Here is an 18,560-nt window from a genome sequence, read left to right on the forward strand (position 1 = left end):
TCGACGTACTTGTCCCAGCCGCTGGCGTCGCTCTGGGCCATCACGTGGCCGCCGAGCAGGGCGGCCTGCAGGTCGGCGTTGCCCTTGAAGGGCACGTGCACCAGCTTGACCTTGGCGTTGCCGGCCAGCTCTTCCATCAGCAGGTGCGGGCTGCTGCCGGTGCCGGTGGAGCCGTAGTTGATCTCGCCCGGGCGCTGGCGCGCGGCCTCGATGTAGTCCTTGAAGGTCTTGTAGGGCGAGTCGGCCTTGACGGTGAGGCCGAAGGTGTAGCCCGAGACGCCGATGATGTAGGTGAAGTCGTTCAGCGGGTCCCAGCTGGTTTTCTGCATGTGCGGCATGCGCAGCAGGCCCAGCGGGAACTGGGCGATGGTGTAGCCGTCGGGCTTGGCGGTCTGCGCCATGGTGCTGGGGCCCAGGGTGCCGCCGGCGCCGGGGCGGTTTTCCACGGTGATGGCCTGGCCCAGGTGCTTGCTGGCGAGTTCGGCCAGGGTGCGCAGGTGGCGGTCGGTGGAGCCGCCGGCCGGCCAGGGAATGATGAGCGTGATGGGACGGCTGGGGTAGGCCTGCGCCTGGGCCGCGACCCAGGGGGCGGCGCCGGCGCTGGCGGCCACGCCGGCCAGCAGCAGGCTGCGGCGGCGCAGGGTCGGGGCGTGTTCTGTCGGGCGGGTCATCGTCTTGTCTCCTTGCGGGTGGTTTGCCGGATGGCGATGGGTGCCGCGCAGCGCACGGCGCGGGGGATCACGGGGGCGCGGCGGCGTCGCGCGCGGCCTGCTGCTCCTGCAGTTCGCGCCACATCACCTTGCCGCTGCCCGAGCGGGGCAGCGAGGCCACGAATTCGACGATGCGCGGGCTCTTGTAGGCGGCCATGCGGCCGCGCGCCCAGTCGATCAGGTCCTGCTCGCTCACGCGGCCGCGCTGTCCGGGGCGCAGCACCACCAGGGCCTTGACCGTCTCGCCGCGCCGCGCATCGCGCGCGGCGATCACGCAGGCCTCCTGGATGGCGGGGTGGTGGTACATCAGCGCCTCCACCTCGGCGGGCCAGACCTTGTAGCCGCTGGCGTTGATCATGCGTTTGAGGCGGTCGGTCATGAAGAAGTAGCCCTCTTCGTCGACGTGACCCAGGTCGCCGGTGCGCAGGAAGCGCTGGCCGCCGATCTCGATGAAGGCCTGCGCCGTGGCCTGCGGCTGGCGCCAGTAGCCCTGCATCACCTGCGGGCCGCGCAGCACGATTTCGCCGGTCTCGCCCACGGGCCGCTCGGCCCCGGTCTCGGGGTCGATCACGCGGGCGTCCACCTCGAACACCGGCAGGCCCAGGCACTGCGGCTTGGGCCGGTGCGGCGGGTTGATGTGGGTGGCGCCCATGGCCTCCGTCATCCCGTAGCCCTCGATGTAGTCGCGGCCGGTGAGGGCCTTGAGCCGTGCGGCCAGGGCGTCGGGCATGGCCGCGCCGCCGCCGCGCACGCAGCCCAGGCGGGAGAGGTCGACGCGCTCCAGGTCCGGCTGGGCAAGGAAATCGATCACCATGGTGGCGATGGCCTGCCACACCGTGACGCCGTAGCGCTGCATGCAGTGCGCGGCGGCCTCGCGGTCCCAGCGCGAGAGCACCACCAGCGTGGCGCCCGCGTACAGCGGCCCGTTGAGGCTGCCCGACAGGCCGGTGACGTGGAAGAAGGGCAGCACCGCGAGGCAGACCGCGTCGGGCGTGGTGCCGAACCAGCGCACGCCGCCCACCAGCGTGGCCATCACGCTGCGGTGGGTGTGCATGCAGCCCTTGGGCAGGCCGGTGGTGCCCGAGGTGTAGGGCATGGCGCAGAGATCGTCGGGGCCGGCGGTGAGCGGGCCCGGCGTGAGCCCGGCCGCCAGCGCGTCGGCCCAGGCGGCGAGGGCAGGATGGTCGCCCAGCGGCTCGCGCGGCGCGCGCACGAAGTCGGGCACGCGCAGTTCGGTGGGCTCGCGCAGGTGGTCGCTGTAGGTGGCGACGAGGACGTGCTGCAGGCCGGTGTCGTCGGCGCTGGCGCCGTCCGCCAGCAGGGGGCGCAGTTGCGGCAGCAGGTCCTGCGCGGCGATGGCCACGCGCGCGCCGCTGTCGTTCACGCAGTGGCGCAGCTCCTCCACGCGGTTCATGGGGTTCACCGGCACCACCACCGCGTTGGCGCGCAGGATGCCGTAGAAGGCCAGCGCCCACTGCGGGCTGTTCTGCAGGCACAGCAGCACGCGGTCGCCGGGCCGCACGCCGCAGCGCTGCTCCAGGAAGGCGGCGATGCGCTCGGCTTCGCGCAGGGCCTGCCCGTAGCTCAGCGGCGTGTCGTAGTAGACGGTGAAGGGCTTGTGCGGGTGGCGCGCGGCCGAGGCCTCCAGGTTGTGGAAGACGTTGGCCTCCGGCGCCGCGAGCGGGCGCGGCAGACCGGGCGGCCAGTGATCGGCGAGCGGGCGCATGCAGCTTTGATATTCCGCTGATCGGAAAAACAATCCGTGTGCGATCAATATGCGGCGCGGTCCACCGGGGCGTCAATGCGATTCAGGGAAATCGAGCCCCCCTGTTCGGGGGTGATGGGCCTTAAATTCCGATCAGCGGAATAAGACGAAAGCCACCGATCCATGGGACGCCAGCGCCACCCCCTTTCGCCCACACCCGACGAGGCCGATCCCTCGCAAGACCGGCGCTTCGTCTCCGCGCTCGCGCGCGGCCTGACCTTGCTGCGCTGCTTCGGCCCGGCCGACCGCTGGCTCGCGCACCAGGCGCTCGCGCGCCGCAGCGGCCTGCCGCAGGCCACGGTGTCGCGCCTCACGTTCACGCTCACCAGCCTGGGCTATCTGCGCCACCGCGCCGCCACCGGCGAGTACGCGCTGAGCCCGGCGGTGCTGTCGCTGGGCTTCAGCGTGCTCTCCAATTTCGAGATCGGGCGCCTGGCGCGGCCCTTCATGGAAACGTTGGCCGAGGACACGCAGGCCGCCATCTCGCTGGGCGTGCGGCACGGCACCTCGGTGGTCTACGTGGCGCATTGCCGCAGCACGGCGCGCCTCATCCTGGGGCTGGACGTGGGCACGCGCCTGCCCTTTGCCGAGACGGCCATGGGCCGCGCGATGTGGTGCGCCTCGGCGCCGGGCATGCGCTCGCTCGTCGCGCAACGGCTGCGGGCCGAGGACCCGGCGCGCTGGCCCGAGCGGGAGGCCGGCCTGCGCCGCGCCGAGGCCGATCACGCGGCGCGCGGCTACGTGGTCTCGGCCTCGGAGTGGGAGCAGGACATCGCCGCCATCGGCGTCGGCGTGGACCTGGGCGATGGTCGCGAGCCCTTGTCGCTCACCGTGGGCGGGCCGGCCGCGCGCCTGAAGGGCGCGCTGCTGCACGAGCACTTCGCGCCGGCGCTGGTGCGCACGGGACGCGAGATCGTGGCGGCGATCCAGGCGGGGGACTGGGAAGACTGATCCGCCGCGCCCAAGAAAAACGCCACCGACGGCGGTGCCGAGCGGTGGCGTCAGCGCCTCGGGCGCGTTGGGGGATCAGTTCACGACCTGGGCCAGTTCGCCCTTCGCGTACCTGGCGGCCACCACCTGCAGGCTGTCGCCCTTGATCTTGCCGGCCTGGCCTTCGCAGCCGAATTCGATGTAGCGCTGCTTGCAGACTTGCTTGGCGGCCTCGCGCGCGGGCTTGAGCCATTCGCGGGCGTCGAACTTGTCGGGGTTCTCGGCCAGGAACTTGCGCACCGCGCCGGTCATGGCCAGACGGATGTCGGTGTCGATGTTGATCTTGCGCACGCCGAACTGGATGGCCTTCTGGATTTCCTCGACCGGCACGCCGTAGGTTTCCTTCATCTTGCCGCCGTACTGGTTGATCTGGGCCAGCAGCTCCTGCGGCACGCTGGACGAGCCGTGCATCACCAGGTGCGTGTTGGGCAGGCGGCGGTGGATTTCCTTGATGCGCTCGATGGCCAGGATGTCGCCCGTGGGCTTGCGCGTGAACTTGTAGGCGCCGTGGCTGGTGCCGATGGCGATGGCCAGGGCATCGAGCTGGGTCTTCTTGACGAAATCGGCGGCCTGCTCGGGGTCGGTCAGCAGTTGCTCGCGCGTCATGGTGGCGTCGGTGCCGTGGCCGTCTTCCTTGTCGCCCTTCATGGTCTCCAGGCTGCCCAGGCAGCCCAGCTCGCCTTCGACGGTGACGCCCAGCTTGTGGGCCATGTCGACGACCTTGCGGGTCACGTCCACGTTGTAGTCGTAGCTCGCGATGGTCTTGCCATCGGCCTCCAGGCTGCCGTCCATCATCACGGAGGAGAAGCCCAGGTTGATGGCGCCCTGGCAGACGTCGGGGCTCTGGCCGTGGTCCTGGTGCATGACCAGGGGGATGTGCGGGTACATCTCGATCGCGGCCTGGATCAGGTGCTTGATGAAGGGCTCGCCCGCGTACTTGCGTGCGCCGGCGCTGGCCTGAAGGATGACGGGAGCGCCCACTTCGTCGGCGGCCGCCATCACGGCCTGCACCTGTTCGAGGTTGTTCACGTTGAACGCCGGGATGCCGTAGCTGTTGGCGGCGGCGTGGTCGAGCAGTTCGCGCATGGAAACGAGCGCCATGGGATTCCCCTTTATCCGTTGAATCGTTGGTAACCGTGGTGTAACCCGCCATTCTAGCTTTCGGGTCCTGCCGGGCCGTGTCGTCACCAATGGTCACAACCCCATGGGGAACTGTGGGCGTGCAAAGCCACACGTTCAGGCTTTTGCAGAAGAAAGGAACCGCCATGGCACGCCGCCCCCTGATCGCGACGCTGACGTCCGCCGCCCTGCTGGCGCCGGCGCTCACTCAGGCCCAGGTCACGCTCAAACCCGACGGCCAGTGGCGCTACCTGCTGAGCGCGGGCGCCAACTTCTCCTCCGGCAACAACGACGCCGCGACCTTGAACCTGGCCGCCGAGGGCGCGCGCCAGACCAGCATGGACAAGTGGACCTGGGACGCCAAGGCCGACCGCGCCCGCAGCAACGGCGTGGACACCGTGGAGCGCTATGGCCTGCGCACCCAGTACAACCGCGACTTCTCCATCGACTGGTTCGGCTTCGGCTCGGGCGAGCTGATGCGCGACCGGCTGGCGAACATCTCGGGGCGCTACTCGCTGGCCACGGGTGTGGGCCGCCACATCTGGAGCGACGCCTCCGGCTTCTTCGACATCTCGGGCGGCCTGGGCTACAGCTACGACCGCTACATCACGCCCACCGTGATCGCCGACGAATTGCGGGGGTCCTACGGCCGCCTGGAGCTGGTGCTGTCGGAGGAGTCCAGCCACAAGCTCACCGACACCACCAGCTTCCGCCAGAAGTTCTCGGTCTTTCCGGACCTGCGCGATTCGGGCAAGTTCCGCGCCGTGCTGGACCTGGGCCTGACGGTGGCGATGACGCAGCGCGTGAACCTGACCGCGGGCCTGAACCACCGCTACGACAGCGACCCCGGCACCAACCTCAAGAAAGCCGACACCATGTTCGTGACCGGCGTGTCGATGCGGTTCGACTGAGCGCCGGGGCTCGGGCTCAGCCCGCGCGGCAGATCTTCAGCGTGTTCGTGCCGCCGGGCTGGCCCATGGGCTCGCCCACGGTGATCGCGTAGACGTCGCCGGCCTGCACGATGCCGCGCTTCTTCAGGTGCGCCTCGGCGTCGGCCAGGGCGTTGTCGCGGTCCACGTTGGTTTCCATCAGCAGCGGGCGCACGTTGCGGTAGAGCGTCATGCGCCGCTGGGTGGTGAGGTTGGGGGTCATCGCGTAGATGGGGGTGCGCACGATGTGCCGGCTCATCCACAGCGCGGTGGAGCCCGAGTCGGTGAGCGCCACGATGGCCTTGGCGCCCAGGTGGTGCGCGGTGAACAGCGCGCCCATGGCGATGCTGTGGTCGATGCGCGTGAAGGTCTTGCCCTGGAAATCGGCGCCGAGCTCGTGCAGGTCGGCCTTCTCGGCCTCCAGGCAGATGGCGGCCATCTCCTGCACGGTCTCCAGCGGGAACTTGCCGGCGGCGGTCTCGGCGCTGAGCATCACCGCGTCGGTGCCGTCGAGCACGGCGTTGGCCACGTCGCTCACCTCGGCGCGCGTGGGCACGGGGTTGACGATCATGCTTTCCATCATCTGCGTGGCGGTGATGACAACCTTGTCCATCTCGCGCGCCAGCCGGATCATGTGCTTCTGCAGCGCCGGCACGGCGGCGTTGCCCACCTCCACCGCCAGGTCGCCGCGCGCGACCATGATGCCGTCCGAGGCCTTGAGGATGTTGGCGAGTTCGGGGATGGCCTCGGCACGCTCGATCTTGGCGATCAGGCCCGGCTTGTGGCCGCCGCCGGCCACCGCGCAGAGCTGGCGCGCCAGCTCCATATCGGTGGCGTTCTTGGGAAAGCTCACCGCCACGTAGTCGGCCTTCAGGCCCATGGCGGTCTTGATGTCGTCCATGTCCTTGGCGGTGAGCGCGGGAGCGGTGAGGCCGCCGCCCTGCTTGTTGATGCCCTTGTTGTTGGACAGCTCGCCGCCGAGCTTGACGGTGGTGTGCACGGCCGGGCCCTGCACGGCGTTGACGGTGAGCACGATCAGGCCGTCGTTGAGCAGCAGGGTGTCGCCGGGCTTCACGTCGCGCGGCAGCTCCTTGTAGTCCAGGCCCACGCCCTGTTCGTCGCCGGGTTCGGTGCGCTCGGCGTCCAGCACGAACTTCTCGCCCGGCACCAGCTGCACCTTGCCCTGGGCGAACTTGCCGACGCGGATCTTGGGGCCCTGCAGGTCGGCCATGATGCCCACCTCGCGGCCGGCGCGCTGCGCGGCCTCGCGCACCAGCGCGGCGCGGTCGATGTGGTCCTGCGCCTTGCCGTGCGAGAAGTTCAGCCGCACCACGTTGACGCCGGCGCGGATCATGGCCTCGAGCAGGGCCGGATCGCTGGAGGCAGGGCCGAGGGTGGCAACGATCTTGGTGGCGCGCGTAGCCATGGGGTGCAGTCTCCTGAAAGGGCCGGGACACCGGCGGACATGTAATTTGGTTTCATTATCCCTGAAGAAATTTCCGCGTGGTTACAAGCGCGGAACGGCCGGGCGTTCCCTGTAGGACGGTGCCGACACGCCGAACCGCCGCCGTCCTGCGCGGCGTGGGCCGCGGCGTCCCTACAGTGGTTCTGGCGATCGATCGGGGGGCGCCGCGCGCCACCCCCGACACCCAAGGAGGACCCATGCGCCACGCCGCCCTTGCCATCCTGGCCTACCTCGGTACCGTCGTCATCGCGGTGGCGGCCAGCCTGGCGCACCCGCCGTCCGATGGGGAGCGCCATTTCGTGAAAGCGGTGGCCGAACTCGGCACCGCGGCGGCCAGCGCGCTCAACTGGCGCTGACGCTTCCCTTCGAACCGGCGGCGCGGCGCCGCTTCACGCCGATACCGCCGGCTCGGTCGCGGGCGCCGCCGGCAACCGAGCCTCGATCAGGGTGCCCTGGCCCGGGGCGCTGGTGATGCGCAGCTGCCCCGCGTGAGACTCCACGCGCACGTTCATGCCCAGCAGGCCGTGGTGGCCGGCGGGCACGTCCTCGATGTCGAAGCCGCGCCCGTCGTCGCGCACCGAGAGGTGCACGGCGTCGCCGCTCTGCGCGAGCCTCACCCACACCTCGCGCGCCTGGGCGTACTTCTGCACGTTGGTGAGCGACTCCTGCACCAGCCGGTAGGCCGTGAGCTCGGTGTCCTTGCAGAGCGTCACCGGCGAGAACTCGGTGTGCACGGGGATGCCCAGCCGGCCGGCGGCCTCCTGGCACAGCATCTCCAGCGCGGGGATCAGGCCCAGCTGGTCGAGCGAGGACGGGCGCAGGTGCTCGATGATGCGCCGCTTGACCGCGATGCTCTCGTTGACGCGTTGCTCGAGGCCGGCCAGACGCTCTTTCGCCGTCTCGGGCAGGTCGGGCACGCGGCGCAGGCGCGCCAGCTCCAGCTTCATCGCCGTGAGCAGGCCGCCCATTTCGTCGTGCAGCTCGCGCGCCACGCGCCCGCGCTCGTCCTCGCGCGCGTTCACGTGGTGGCCGGCCAGGTGGCGCAGCGCGCTGGTGCGCACGGCGACCTGCTTGGCCAGGCGCTCGTTCTCCTCGGCCTTGCGCTGGTCGGACTCGCGGATCTGTCGCATGAACAGGCTCAGCGCCAGCAGCGAGACCAGCACCAGCCCATGCAGCGCCACGCGGTTGACGAGCAGGGCGTCGTGCAGCGAGATGCGCGCGCGGGCCTGCACCGCGCCAGCGCGCTCCAGCACGCCATCGAACTCCTGGCGCAGGTCGGCGTAGAGCTGGCGGCCATGGTCGCCGCTGGCCAGCACCTGGGCCTGCGTGTTCTGGCCCTTCTCGGTCATCTCCACCCACAGCGCCAGCATCGCGTTGCGCTCCACCACGCGCTCGCGCACCTTGTCGATCGAGGCCTTGCGTTGCGGGTCGAGCGCGATCAGCCATTCGAAGGCGCCGGGCCGAGCGACGGCCATGTCCCGCATGGCCGTGCGGTAGTTGGCCAGGTCGCCTTCGTTGCCGCTGGCGATGAAGGCGCGCGCCGCGGTCTCGGCGTCGGTGAGCGCCTGCAGCGTGCGCGCGGCCTGCATGCGGGCGTCGGTGAGGGCGATGCCCTGTCGCAGCGTGTTGTTCGAGTGCTGGTAGCTGCTCTCGTTGATGGCCATGACCACGATGGCCAGGGCCACGATGAGCGGCATGACCCAGCGGGTGCGGGCGACGCGTTCGATCGACGACTTGATCATGCGGGTGGGTCCTCGGGCAAGGCGGTGGGCTCGGTGGGGCGTTCGCGCCCGGGCAATCGGACCTCGACGTGTGTGCCGTCGCCCGGTGCGCTGCGCACGGTGAAGGTGCCGCCCAGCGACTCGATGCGGTGGCGCAGGTTGCGCAGGCCCAGGGCCGAGGTGGAGCCGCCGCGCTCGGCGAAACCGCGCCCATTGTCGGCCACGGACAGCGCGATGGCGCCATCCTCGCCGCTCAGGCGCAGCACCACCCGGCTGGCGCCGGCGTGGCGCTCCACGTTGGACAGCGCGCCCTGGGCCACGGCGAACAGCGCCTGCCGCGTCGAGGCGTCGAGCTCCAGCGGCTGCAGATCGCGTTCGACCGCCACACCGGTGCGCTGGTGCAGCTCGTCCGCGCGCTGCTCCAGCGCGGCCTGCAGGCCCAGGTTCTGCAGCGCCGAGGGCATCAGGCCTTCCATCAGGCGCCGCTTGGTTTCGATGCCCTGGTCGAGCGTGGCGCTCAGGTGCTGCAGGCGCGCGCTCACGTCGGCGCTGGGCGCGGACAGGGCGTGGCGCAGGCGGGTCAGGTCGAGCTTGGCCGTGGTGAGCAGCGCGCCCAGGTCATCGTGCAAGGCGCGCGCCAGGCCGCCGCGTTCGCCCTCGCGCAGCTCCTGCAGGCCCAGGTTGAGCAGGGCCAGCTCCTCGGTGCGCTGGCGCACCTGCTGCTCGAAGGCGTCGCGCTCCGCCCGCAGCTGGGCCGCGTGCGTCACCTGGCTGGCCTGCAGGGCCGCGTTGTTGCGCAGGAAGAAGATGTAGGCCAGCAGGCTCAGCAGCGCCAGGCCGTGCACGCTGAGGCGGCCCACCTCCAGCGTGCGGTAGATGGCGGCGCGCTCGCCCGCGATGCGGCGCTCTTCGGTGGCCAGCAGCACGTCGGCCACGCGGCGCACCGCCTCCATCTTCTCGCGCCCGATGTCCGTGAGCACCAACCCCTGCCAGGCGGCGTGCGAGCCGGCGTCGTACAGGGCGATGGTTTCGGCCGCCTCGGACACCTTCTGCAGCGACTTTTCCTCCAGCGTGTCCACCAGCCGCGCAAGCTCGGGGTCGGTGCGGTAGTGCTCATGCAGGCGGCCGATGGCGTTGCCGAGGTCGGCGCGCGCGGCCTGGTAGGGCTGCAGGTACGCGGCGCGGCCGGTGAGCAGGTAGCCCCGTTGCGCGGACTCGATGTCGAGCAGGCGGCGCATCACGGTTTGCAGGGCGTTGCGCGCGGTGTCGCGCCCGCCCAGGTTGACCAGGGAGTCGAGCGCGCGCTGGTAGGTCCATTCGGCGCCGGCGAACACGCCCACGGCCAGCAGCACGGCCAGGGCCACGCTCAGCGGCATGTGCCACCGGGCGGCGCGCCAGTGGGCGCGGCGCCAAGGGCGGGGGCGGGGGGTCGGCATGACCGCCGCGCCTCAGTGCAGGTCGCCCGGGGCGGTGGCGGTGCCGTCGGAGATGCGCTCGCAGTAGCTGATCAAGTCCTCGAGCTCGCAGGACTTGTCGAACACGCGATCGGCCCCGAGCTGGGCGCAGCGCTTGCGGATGTCGGGCGTGGCGTAGTTGGTGAGCACCACCCGCCGCCCGGGCAGGCCGGCGTCTTGCGCGGCCTTGAGCACGCCCAGGCCGGAGCCGGTGAGCAGGAAGATGTCCACGATCATGAGGTCGAAGCGATCGCCTTCGGTCTCACCCGTGCCGCCGGCCCCGGTGAGCCAGTTCACCGCCTCCGTCTCGTTGCGGGCATGGCCCACGACCTCGACATTGGCCAGTTCCTGGAGGGTGGACACCAGGTTGTCGTAGATGACCTTGTTGTCCTCGACGATGAAAGTGCGAAGCGGTGACACGGGGCAGGCGGAAACGTTGGGCGGGCGAAGGTCCGGCGAAAAGGGAGCGGGCGCGAGGGCACGGCCATGATGCCGTGTTCGCGCGCCCCCCGGGCTTCCTGTCCGCTGATGGTGTTGTAGGACGTTTCCTACAGGGGCCGGCGGGGAGGCGCCGGGGCGCGCCCCGCTCAGCGCACCACGATGTCGTTGCGCACCGACTTCACCCCCGGCGTGTTGCCGGCCAGGCGGGCCGCGGCGCTGCGCTCGGCCTCGGACTTGGCGAAGCCCGAGAGCTGTACCGTGCCGTTCAGGGTCTCGACGTTGAGCGACATCGCGCTCACCGCCGGGTCCTCGGCGAAACGCGCCTTCACGCGGGTGGTGATGGTGGCGTCGTCGATGTAGGCGCCCACGGTCTGCTGGTCGCGCGCGACCGAGCAGCCGCTGACCTGGATCAGCGCCAGGCCGGCCGCGGCGGCGAACACGGCGGTGGTGAGTCGGGTGGCAATCATGGACATCTCCTGGTGGGGTGGGTGATCAGCTGGCCTGGACGGTCAGGCGGTTCTCGACCTTCACCACGCCCTGTACGGCCTGGGCCAGCGTGGTGGCGCGGTCGCGGGCCGCGGCGGTGGGCGCCGTGCCTTTCAGTTCGACCTGCCCGTTGGTGGTGTCGACGTCGATCGCGAGCGCGCTCAGCTGATCGTCGGCGGCCAGCGCGGCGTTCACCTTGGCGGTGATGGCGGCGTCGGAGGCATCGCGGGCGATGGTGTCGGTGGCTTCCTTGCCGGCCGCCTGCATGTCCTGGCCCGCCTGGCGGGCGTCATCGCGCATCTCGCGGCCGGCTTGCTGGACTTCGTTCACGGCGCTGTCCATGCGTTGGCCGACGGTGGCGTCTTCACGTTCTCCGCAGGCCACCAGCGCCAGGGAGGCGAGGGCGGCGGCGGCAAGGGCGGTGTAGCGGGTGCTGGGTTTCATGGTGATTCCTTTCGGGGGCCGGCGCCGAAGGCCGGCCGGGAGGGTGAATGGGGTAGGGGCTGGCGGCCGCTCAGTGCGGGCGGCGCGAGCCGCTGCCGGGGGGATCGAACCAGTCGTCGCTCACGGTGCGCTCCCACGCGGCCACCTGGCGCTCGGCCTCGTCCTTGGCGCAGCCATAGCGCTCCTGGATCTTGCCGGCGAGCTGTTCGCGGCGGCCGGCGACGACGTCGAGGTCGTCGTCGGTGAGCTTGCCCCACTGTTCGAGCATCTTGCCCTTGACCTGTTTCCAGTTGCCTTCGATGCGATCCCAGTTCATGTGTTGGCTCCTTGAGGGTTGCGGGTTGCGTAGCGCCATCCGGGGGGATGGCGTCGGCCGTTGCGCGCTGCGCCAGCCGTGAAGCCACTGTAGGAAGCCGGGGCCGCGCGCGCTGTCGGGCGGATCGCCGAGCGGCTGTAGGACGGCGCCGATGCGCGGACCCCGCGTGTAGGAAGCGTCCGACCCCGGGCGCGCGGCGGGCCTGCTAAATTGCAGCGCTCCGCTTCATCCATGAAAGACACATGATCAAGGTAGGCATCGTCGACGACCACGCCATCGTGCGCTCCGGCTTGCGGCAGTTCCTCGGCGAACACGTGGACCTGAAAGTGACGGGCGAGGCGAACAACGGCCGCGAGGCCCTGGAGCTGGCGCGCGGCGGCGAGGTGGACGTCCTGCTGATGGACATCTCCATGCCCGACCACAGCGGCGTGGACGCGCTGCAGGCCATCAAGGCGCGCTTTCCCGATCTGCCGGTGCTCATCCTCAGCGGCTTTCCCGAGGCGCAGTACGCCACCACGCTGCTGCGCTACGGCGCCAGCGGCTACCTCAACAAAGAATGCGAGCCGGAGGAGATCGTCAACGCCATCCGCCTGGTGGCGCGCGGGCGGCGCTACATCAGCCCCTCGGTGGCCGAGCTGCTGGCCGACAACGCGGTCGGCGACGCCGATCGCCTGCCGCACGAGCTGCTGTCCGAGCGCGAGCTGCAGGTCTTCCTGCGCCTGGCCAAAGGCGAGACCGTGGGCAGCATGGCCGAGTCCATGTTCCTGAGCGTCAAGACCGTGAGCACCTACCGCACGCGTGTGCTGGAGAAGCTCAAGCTCGCCAGCAACAGCGAGCTCACGTACTACGCGCTGAAGAACGGCCTGATCCAGTAGGCGGCCGCCGCCGGCTCACAGCCAGCGTTCCAGCAGCCGCCCCACGCCCTCCATCAGCCGCCCGCCCAGGCCGCGCCGCTCCCAGGCCTCCAGCGTCACGGCGCGTGAGGCCTGGCGGTCGCGCTCGAACAGCGCGTTCATCTGGCCGCCGAACTCCTCGCCCAGCACGATCACGTTGAGTTCGTTGTTGGCGACGAAGCTGATCCAGTCCAGGTTGCTGGAGCCCACCGTGGAGAACACGCCGTCGATCACGGCCGTCTTGGCGTGCATCACGGCCTGGTCCATCTCGAAGATGCGCACCCCGGCCTGCAGCAGCTGCGTGTAGTACGACCTCCCTGCGTGCAGCACCAGGGAGGAGTCGCTGCGGCCCGGCAGCACCAGCTCCACCGACACCCCGCGCCGCGCGGCGTCGCACAGCGCCTGCACGAACACCTCGCCGGGCGCGAAGTAGGCCATCGCGATGTGCACCTCCACCTGCGCCGCGTCGATCGCCGCGACCAGCGCCGTGTAGATGCGGTTGCCGTCGTCGCGCGGGTCGCTGGCCAGGACCTTCACCACGCGTTCGCCGGGCTCGGCGGCGAGCGGCTTGTCGGGCGGCTCGCCGAGCCCGCCCGGGCAGCCCTGCTCGCGCCAGGTGGTCTCGAACACCTTCGCCAGCGCCGGCACCACGGGGCCGCGCAGCTCGATCTGGGTGTCGCGCCAGCCATCGTCGATGGGCGAGGCCCCGGCCGGGGGCGCCGAGCGGCGCCACGAGGCCGACCCCGAGCCGTACACCCGGCTGATGTTGATGCCCCCCGTGAACGCCACCTGCTGGTCCACCACCAGCAGCTTGCGGTGGTCGCGGTGCGTGATGCCCCAGTAGCCGGGCCGGCGCACCGGGTTGATGGGGTTGAACTCGCACACGGCGACACCCCCGTCCTTGAGCCGCTGGAAGAACGCCACCGGCGTGGTGATGGAGCCCACCGCGTCGTAGATCACCGCCACCTTCACGCCGTCGGCGGCGCGGCGCAACAGCAGATCGGCCACCTCGGCGGCCACGCCCTGGTCCTCGAAGATGTAGCTCTCCAGCAGGATGCGCCCGCGCGCCTGGGCGATCGCCGCCTTCATGGCGCCGAAGGTGGCCGGGCCGTCCACCAGCAGCCGGGTGCGGTTGCCCCGGTACAGGTCGGCGTCGCCCGATTGCGTGAGCGTGCGCAGGTGGTGGCGCAGCAGTTCGTGGCGGCCTTCCTGGCTCAGCTCGCGCAGGGTCTGGCGTTTCTCTTCCTTCGACAGCACGCCGTCGGCCCCGCGCACGGTGACCAGTCCGGGGCCGCCGCCGGCCTGGGCCTGCTGCGGCTCGCGCGGCGGCAGGCTGGTGCAGCCCGCCAGCAGGTACAGCGTGAGCGCGCACAGCCAGGCCCAGGCGAACCACCAGCGGGCGGGGGGCAGGGGGCGGGGCGGGTCGAGGTCCTCGTGGCGCATGGTGTTGGCGGCGCAGTGGGGTCGCCCGCAGTGTGCGGCGCGGCCCCGCGCGGCGCCGTCGGCGTGCGCGACGGGTCGGCGTCGGACGGCACCGACACGGCGCCCGTCCGTCGGTGGGGTCCTACAGGTCGATGCGGTGCGCACTTGCAGCGCGCGGGTCGGCGAATGCCTAGAGTGAAGCCATCACAACGGTGGTCGTTGTGAATGCAACGCCGGGGTCGCGGCAGCGGCCTCGCAGAGGAGCCAGACATGCTGCATTACGCCGTGGTTTTCTTCGTCATTGCCTTGATCGCTGCCGTGCTGGGTTTTGGTGGCATCGCCGCCAGCGCGGCCGGCATCGCCAAGATCCTTTTCGTCATCTTCCTCGTGCTGGCGCTCGGCTCCATGCTGCTGGGCCTGTTCCGGGGCCGGTAGAGACGTATCGAACAGTGGTACCGATTGTCTCCAGCGTTTGAACCGGTTCCAAGAACCGGTTCTTTTTTGGCACTCGATCCGTGGTGCGCTCCTCCGGGGGGGCGCGTCGGCCTTCATAATATGAAAAAACGCAATTAAGACTTGAACATCATGCTCATTTGAGTATGATGAGCCGTTCCACCCCATCATCAACCCGCGTGCACCCCGTGCCACGGTGTGGGGGGAGCCCCGGCGGTGCCGGGCGCCCTTGGGCGATTCGCTTCCCGCATGGCCGGCTCCGCCGGCCGCCCGCCTCGGACGTGCACCGGCCGATCGACGTCTTCTCCCCGCTGTTTCCAGGTTCTGTCCGGCGCTGCCCGGTCCGACCGCCGTTCCCGAAGCACCGCCTTGGCGCCGACCGGCCATCCGAACAGGAGGGCAGCACCGCCATGTGTGGACTTGCAGGAGAGATACGTTTCGACGGCCGGGCCGTCGACCCCGGCGCGATCGCGCGCATGAACGACCGACAGAGCGCCCGCGGGCCCGACGGCCAGGGCCTGCTGGTCGTCGACCGCCTCGGCCTGGGCCACCGGCGGCTCAAGATCATGGACCTGTCGGACGCCGCGCAGCAGCCCATGACCGATCCGCTGTTGGGGCTGGGCGTGGTCTTCAACGGCGCCATCTACAACCACCATGAACTGCGCGAGGACCTGGTCGCGCGCGGCTACCGCTTTCATTCCAGCGGCGACACCGAGGTGCTGATCAAGGCCTACCACGCCTGGGGGCCGGGCTTCGTGCGGCGCCTGCAGGGCATGTTCGCTTTCGCCCTGTGGGAGCGCGACAGCGGCAAGCTGCTGCTGGGGCGCGACCGGCTGGGCATCAAGCCCCTGTACCTGGCGCCGGTGCCGGGCGGCCTGCGCTTCGCCTCCACGCTGCCGGCGCTGCTGGCCGGGGGCGGGGTGGACGCCGGCATCGACGCCATCGGCCTGCACCACTACCTGTCGCTGCACGCCATCGTGCCGGCGCCGCGCACCCTGCTGCGTGGCGTGCGCAAGCTGGCGCCCGGGACGCTGCTGCACGTGGACCCCGACGGCCAGCAGCGCGAGGAGTGCTACTGGTCCCTGTCCTTCGAGCGCGACGCCGGCGACGAGCAGCGCTCCTTCGACGACTGGCAGGAGCTGCTGCTCGACGGCCTGCGCACGGCCGTGAAGCGCCGCCTGGTGGCCGACGTGCCCGTGGGCGCGCTGCTGTCGGGCGGCGTGGACTCCAGCCTCATCGTGGGCCTGATGGCCGAGCAGGGCGTGCGCGACCTGCGCACTTACAACGTCGGCTTCGAGGACGTGGGCGGCGAGTGCGGCAATGAGTTCGTGTACGCCGACACCGTGGCGCGCCACTTCGGCACCACGCACGAGCGCCTGTTCGTGCCCGAGTCCGAGCTGCTGGATCGCCTGCCCGCCGCCATCGAGGCCATGAGCGAGCCCATGGTCAGCCACGACTGCATCGGCTTCTACCTGCTCAGCGAGGCCGTGGCGCGCCACAGCAAGGTGGTGCAAAGCGGGCAGGGCGCCGACGAGGTGTTCGGCGGCTACCACTGGTACCCCAAGCTGGACGGCAGCCAGCGCCCGGTGGACGACTACGCGGCCGCCTTTTTCGACCGCGACCACACCGAGATGCGCGCCGTGCTGCAGGACCCCTGGCTGGGCGAGGACCACACGCGCGCCTTCGTCGCCGAGCGCCTGCGCGCGCCGGGCGCGAGCGACCCGGTGGACCAGGCCCTGCGCCTGGACACCACCGTGATGCTGGTGGACGACCCGGTCAAGCGCGTGGACAACATGACCATGGCCTTCGGCCTGGAGGCGCGCGTTCCCTTCCTGGACCACGAGCTGGTGGAACTGGCCGCGCGCATTCCCGCGCGCCACAAGCTGGCCGATGGCGGCAAGGGCGTGCTCAAGGCCGTGGCGCGGCGCATCGTGCCGCGCGAGGTGATCGACCGCCCCAAGGGCTACTTCCCCGTGCCCGCGCTCAAGCACCTGCAGGGGCGCGTGCTGGCCATGGTGCAGGACGCCCTGCACAGCCGCGCCGCGCGCGAGCGCGGGCTGTTCCGCGAGGGCTATGTCCAGACGCTGCTGGCCGCGCCGGGTGAGCACATCACGCCGCTGCGCGGCTCCAAGCTCTGGCAGCTCGGCCTGCTGGAGCTGTGGCTGCAGACCCACCTGCGCTGACCCACCAGAGGAGACACACGAGATGAGCACCGTCCGCCACCACGCCCCGCGCGCCCTGCGCCTGGGGCGCTCGCCCATTCCCCACCAGGCCGCCGAGCGGCGCGACGCCAGCGTGCACTGCGGCTGGGGCCGCCTGATCGCCGGTCACACCTTCGACGACCCGGCCGCCGTCGCCCAGGCCCTGCTGCAGGAGACGCCGGGCGAGCGCGACATCGCCTTCTACCTGGACAAGCCGCACGTGGTGGTCTCGCATGCGCCGCAGCAGCTGTTCGTCGACCCGTCCGAGACCTTCCGCCTGGCGCTCAACACCTACGCGGCGCAGCGCGCGCGCCGCCAGGGCTTCACCATCCGGCGCCTGCGCTCGCGCGCCGACGTCGCGGCCATCAACGCCATCTACCGCGCGCGCCGCATGGTGCCGGTGGACCCGGCGCGCGTCTGGGGCGAGCGCGGCGACCGCGCCACCGTCTACGTGCTCGCCGAGGACCGCCAGAGCGGCGAGGTGCTGGGCGTGGCCATGGGCCTGGACCACAGCGAGGCCTTCGGCGACACCAATGGCGGCAGCAGCCTCTGGGCCCTGGCCGTGGCGCCGCAGGCCAGCCACCCGGGCATCGGCGAAGCGCTCACGCGCTACCTGGCCGAGCTCTTCATCGCGCGCGGCCGGGCCTTCATGGACCTGTCGGTGCTGCACGACAACGCCCAGGCCATCGCGCTCTACCGCAAGCTGGGCTTCCAGAACATCCCCGTGTTCGCGGTGAAGCGGCGCAACGCCATCAACGAGTCCCTGTTCACCGAAGGCAGCGACAGCGACGGCCTCAATCCCTACGCGCGCATCATCGTGGACGAGGCGCAGCGGCGCGGCATCCGCGTCGAAGTGATCGACGCCGAGCACGGCTACTTCCGCCTCACCCACGGCGGGCGCGGCGTCACCTGCCGCGAGTCGCTCAGCGAACTCACCAGCGCCGTGGCCATGAGCCGCTGCGCCGACAAGCGCGTGACCTCGCGCCTGCTGGCGCGCGCGGGACTGGCGGTGCCGGCCCAGGCCACGGCCAGCGACCGCGAGCACAACGAGGCCTTCCTGCGCCAGCACGGGGCCGTGGTGGTCAAGCCGGTGGACAGCGAGCAGGGCAAGGGCATCGCGGTCAACCTCACCTCCATCGACGAGGTGGAGACCGCGATCGAACACGCCAGCCACTTCGGCGGTGGCGTGCTGCTGGAACAGTTCTGCGAAGGGCAGGACCTGCGCATCGTGGTCATCAACCACCAGGTGGTGGCCGCCGCCGTGCGCCAGCCCGCCACCGTGGTGGGCGACGGCCAGTCCACCATCGCCGAGCTCATCGACAAGCAGAGCCGCCGCCGCTCGGCGGCCACGGGCGGCGAGTCGCGCATTCCCGTGGACGGCGAGACCCGGCGCTGCCTGGCCGGCCAGGGCCGTGCGCTGGGCGACGTGCTGCCCTTCGGCGAATCGCTGCCCGTGCGGCGCACCGCCAACCTGCACACCGGCGGCACCATCCACGACGTGACGGACCGCCTGCACCCCGCGCTGCGCACGGCGGCCGAACACGCCAGCCGCGTGCTCGACATCCCGGTCACCGGCCTGGACTTCCTGGTGCCCTCGGTGGAGGGCCCCGACTACGTGGTCATCGAGGCCAACGAACGCCCGGGCCTGGCCAACCACGAGCCCCAGCCCACGGCGCAGCGCTTCGTGGACCTGCTCTTTCCTGGCACCGCAGCGGCGGCGCCCACCGCACCATGAACACCAGCGACGACGC

Annotated in this window: 18 protein-coding genes; 7 read left to right on the plus strand and 11 right to left on the minus strand. The window is 70.8% G+C overall.

The features are described from left to right. Together BGO22_RS05220 and BGO22_RS05225 are read right to left on the minus strand one after the other, a co-directional pair. Window positions 1-671: tripartite tricarboxylate transporter substrate binding protein (locus tag BGO22_RS05220; protein ID WP_286849505.1), on the minus strand; the 671-nt coding region annotated here is incomplete at its 3' end. Window positions 672-738: 67 nt separating this feature from the next. Then, window positions 739-2,436 (minus strand): long-chain fatty acid--CoA ligase, encoded by a 1,698-nt coding sequence (locus BGO22_RS05225; RefSeq protein ID WP_286849506.1) that lies wholly within the window; start codon window positions 2,434-2,436, stop codon window positions 739-741. Between the two features lie 162 nt (window positions 2,437-2,598). Here BGO22_RS05225 and BGO22_RS05230 point away from each other — a divergent pair, with 162 nt between their 5' ends. After that, the gene (locus BGO22_RS05230; protein ID WP_286849508.1) at window positions 2,599-3,426 is read left to right on the plus strand and encodes an IclR family transcriptional regulator; all 828 of its coding nucleotides are present in this window, start codon (window positions 2,599-2,601) and stop codon (window positions 3,424-3,426) included. Window positions 3,427-3,501: 75 nt separating this feature from the next. On the opposite strand, the gene fba is transcribed toward BGO22_RS05230, so the two are convergent. Beyond that, window positions 3,502-4,566, minus strand: coding sequence for a class II fructose-bisphosphate aldolase (gene fba, locus BGO22_RS05235; RefSeq protein ID WP_070399480.1), 1,065 nt, complete (start codon window positions 4,564-4,566; stop codon window positions 3,502-3,504). A 164-nt stretch (window positions 4,567-4,730) separates the two neighbouring features. Between fba and BGO22_RS05240 the strand changes: the two genes are divergently transcribed. Beyond that, window positions 4,731-5,495 (plus strand): DUF481 domain-containing protein, encoded by a 765-nt coding sequence (locus BGO22_RS05240; protein WP_286849509.1) that lies wholly within the window; start codon window positions 4,731-4,733, stop codon window positions 5,493-5,495. Window positions 5,496-5,511: 16 nt separating this feature from the next. Here the strand turns inward: BGO22_RS05240 and pyk are convergent, their stop codons facing one another. After that, window positions 5,512-6,939 carry a pyruvate kinase gene (pyk, locus tag BGO22_RS05245; RefSeq protein WP_070399482.1) on the minus strand — a complete coding sequence of 476 codons (1,428 nt, stop codon included), beginning with the start codon at window positions 6,937-6,939 and terminating at the stop codon, window positions 5,512-5,514. A 236-nt stretch (window positions 6,940-7,175) separates the two neighbouring features. On the opposite strand from pyk, the gene BGO22_RS05250 reads away from it, so the two are divergent. Continuing rightward, a complete protein-coding gene (locus BGO22_RS05250) occupies window positions 7,176-7,334 on the plus strand; it encodes a hypothetical protein (RefSeq protein WP_286849511.1) in 159 nt (52 codons plus the stop codon). Between the two features lie 33 nt (window positions 7,335-7,367). Here the strand turns inward: BGO22_RS05250 and BGO22_RS05255 are convergent, their stop codons facing one another. The 6 genes from BGO22_RS05255 to BGO22_RS05280 form a co-directional block, all read right to left on the minus strand. Next, window positions 7,368-8,720 carry a sensor histidine kinase gene (locus tag BGO22_RS05255; RefSeq protein ID WP_286849513.1) on the minus strand — a complete coding sequence of 451 codons (1,353 nt, stop codon included), beginning with the start codon at window positions 8,718-8,720 and terminating at the stop codon, window positions 7,368-7,370. Continuing rightward, entirely contained in the window at window positions 8,717-10,135 is a 1,419-nt protein-coding gene (locus BGO22_RS05260) for a CHASE3 domain-containing protein (RefSeq protein ID WP_286849514.1), read from the minus strand. The genes BGO22_RS05255 and BGO22_RS05260 overlap by 4 nt, the downstream gene beginning before the upstream one ends. A 12-nt stretch (window positions 10,136-10,147) precedes the next feature. Continuing rightward, window positions 10,148-10,573: a response regulator gene (locus tag BGO22_RS05265; RefSeq protein WP_070399485.1), complete on the minus strand. Its 426-nt coding sequence runs from the start codon at window positions 10,571-10,573 to the stop codon at window positions 10,148-10,150. A gap of 167 nt (window positions 10,574-10,740) precedes the next feature. Further along, window positions 10,741-11,061 (minus strand): BON domain-containing protein, encoded by a 321-nt coding sequence (locus BGO22_RS05270; RefSeq protein ID WP_070399486.1) that lies wholly within the window; start codon window positions 11,059-11,061, stop codon window positions 10,741-10,743. A 25-nt stretch (window positions 11,062-11,086) separates the two neighbouring features. Continuing rightward, window positions 11,087-11,524: a BON domain-containing protein gene (locus BGO22_RS05275; protein WP_204743268.1), complete on the minus strand. Its 438-nt coding sequence runs from the start codon at window positions 11,522-11,524 to the stop codon at window positions 11,087-11,089. Between the two features lie 70 nt (window positions 11,525-11,594). Beyond that, window positions 11,595-11,840, minus strand: a complete 246-nt coding sequence (locus tag BGO22_RS05280) for a CsbD family protein (RefSeq protein WP_286849516.1) — start codon at window positions 11,838-11,840, stop codon at window positions 11,595-11,597. A 242-nt stretch (window positions 11,841-12,082) separates the two neighbouring features. On the opposite strand from BGO22_RS05280, the gene BGO22_RS05285 reads away from it, so the two are divergent. Further along, entirely contained in the window at window positions 12,083-12,715 is a 633-nt protein-coding gene (locus BGO22_RS05285; RefSeq protein WP_286849517.1) for a response regulator, read from the plus strand. Window positions 12,716-12,730: 15 nt separating this feature from the next. Here BGO22_RS05285 and BGO22_RS05290 read toward each other — a convergent pair whose 3' ends face one another. Further along, window positions 12,731-14,176, minus strand: coding sequence for a phospholipase D-like domain-containing protein (locus tag BGO22_RS05290; protein WP_286849518.1), 1,446 nt, complete (start codon window positions 14,174-14,176; stop codon window positions 12,731-12,733). 249 nt (window positions 14,177-14,425) lie between these two features. On the opposite strand from BGO22_RS05290, the gene BGO22_RS05295 reads away from it, so the two are divergent. The 3 genes from BGO22_RS05295 to ngg all read left to right on the plus strand — a co-directional run bounded on the left by BGO22_RS05295 (window position 14,426) and on the right by ngg (window position 18,544). Beyond that, entirely contained in the window at window positions 14,426-14,590 is a 165-nt protein-coding gene (locus BGO22_RS05295) for a DUF1328 domain-containing protein (RefSeq protein WP_009515886.1), read from the plus strand. Between the two features lie 428 nt (window positions 14,591-15,018). Beyond that, complete coding sequence (locus BGO22_RS05300; RefSeq protein WP_286849522.1) at window positions 15,019-16,791, plus strand: N-acetylglutaminylglutamine amidotransferase; 1,773 nt, start codon at window positions 15,019-15,021, stop codon at window positions 16,789-16,791. A 22-nt stretch (window positions 16,792-16,813) separates the two neighbouring features. Beyond that, window positions 16,814-18,544 carry an N-acetylglutaminylglutamine synthetase gene (gene ngg / locus BGO22_RS05305; protein WP_286849523.1) on the plus strand — a complete coding sequence of 577 codons (1,731 nt, stop codon included), beginning with the start codon at window positions 16,814-16,816 and terminating at the stop codon, window positions 18,542-18,544. The last annotated feature ends 16 nt before the right edge of the window (window positions 18,545-18,560 follow it).

Source organism: Hydrogenophaga sp. 70-12 (assembly GCF_001897365.1).
Lineage (GTDB): Bacteria > Pseudomonadota > Gammaproteobacteria > Burkholderiales > Burkholderiaceae_C > Hydrogenophaga > Hydrogenophaga borbori.

Excerpts from the sequence above, each read along its gene's own strand:
- BGO22_RS05225 (WP_286849506.1), bottom strand. The coding sequence starts at position 2,436 with ATGCGCCCGCTCGCCGATCACTGGCCGCCCGGTCTGCCGCGCCCGCTC.
- BGO22_RS05230 (WP_286849508.1), top strand. The coding sequence starts at position 2,599 with ATGGGACGCCAGCGCCACCCCCTTTCGCCCACACCCGACGAGGCCGAT.
- fba (WP_070399480.1), bottom strand. The coding sequence starts at position 4,566 with ATGGCGCTCGTTTCCATGCGCGAACTGCTCGACCACGCCGCCGCCAAC.
- BGO22_RS05240 (WP_286849509.1), top strand. The coding sequence starts at position 4,731 with ATGGCACGCCGCCCCCTGATCGCGACGCTGACGTCCGCCGCCCTGCTG.
- pyk (WP_070399482.1), bottom strand. The coding sequence starts at position 6,939 with ATGGCTACGCGCGCCACCAAGATCGTTGCCACCCTCGGCCCTGCCTCC.
- BGO22_RS05250 (WP_286849511.1), top strand. The coding sequence starts at position 7,176 with ATGCGCCACGCCGCCCTTGCCATCCTGGCCTACCTCGGTACCGTCGTC.
- BGO22_RS05255 (WP_286849513.1), bottom strand. The coding sequence starts at position 8,720 with ATGATCAAGTCGTCGATCGAACGCGTCGCCCGCACCCGCTGGGTCATG.
- BGO22_RS05260 (WP_286849514.1), bottom strand. The coding sequence starts at position 10,135 with ATGCCGACCCCCCGCCCCCGCCCTTGGCGCCGCGCCCACTGGCGCGCC.
- BGO22_RS05270 (WP_070399486.1), bottom strand. The coding sequence starts at position 11,061 with ATGATTGCCACCCGACTCACCACCGCCGTGTTCGCCGCCGCGGCCGGC.
- BGO22_RS05275 (WP_204743268.1), bottom strand. The coding sequence starts at position 11,524 with ATGAAACCCAGCACCCGCTACACCGCCCTTGCCGCCGCCGCCCTCGCC.
- BGO22_RS05280 (WP_286849516.1), bottom strand. The coding sequence starts at position 11,840 with ATGAACTGGGATCGCATCGAAGGCAACTGGAAACAGGTCAAGGGCAAG.
- BGO22_RS05285 (WP_286849517.1), top strand. The coding sequence starts at position 12,083 with ATGATCAAGGTAGGCATCGTCGACGACCACGCCATCGTGCGCTCCGGC.
- BGO22_RS05290 (WP_286849518.1), bottom strand. The coding sequence starts at position 14,176 with ATGCGCCACGAGGACCTCGACCCGCCCCGCCCCCTGCCCCCCGCCCGC.
- BGO22_RS05295 (WP_009515886.1), top strand. The coding sequence starts at position 14,426 with ATGCTGCATTACGCCGTGGTTTTCTTCGTCATTGCCTTGATCGCTGCC.
- BGO22_RS05300 (WP_286849522.1), top strand. The coding sequence starts at position 15,019 with ATGTGTGGACTTGCAGGAGAGATACGTTTCGACGGCCGGGCCGTCGAC.
- ngg (WP_286849523.1), top strand. The coding sequence starts at position 16,814 with ATGAGCACCGTCCGCCACCACGCCCCGCGCGCCCTGCGCCTGGGGCGC.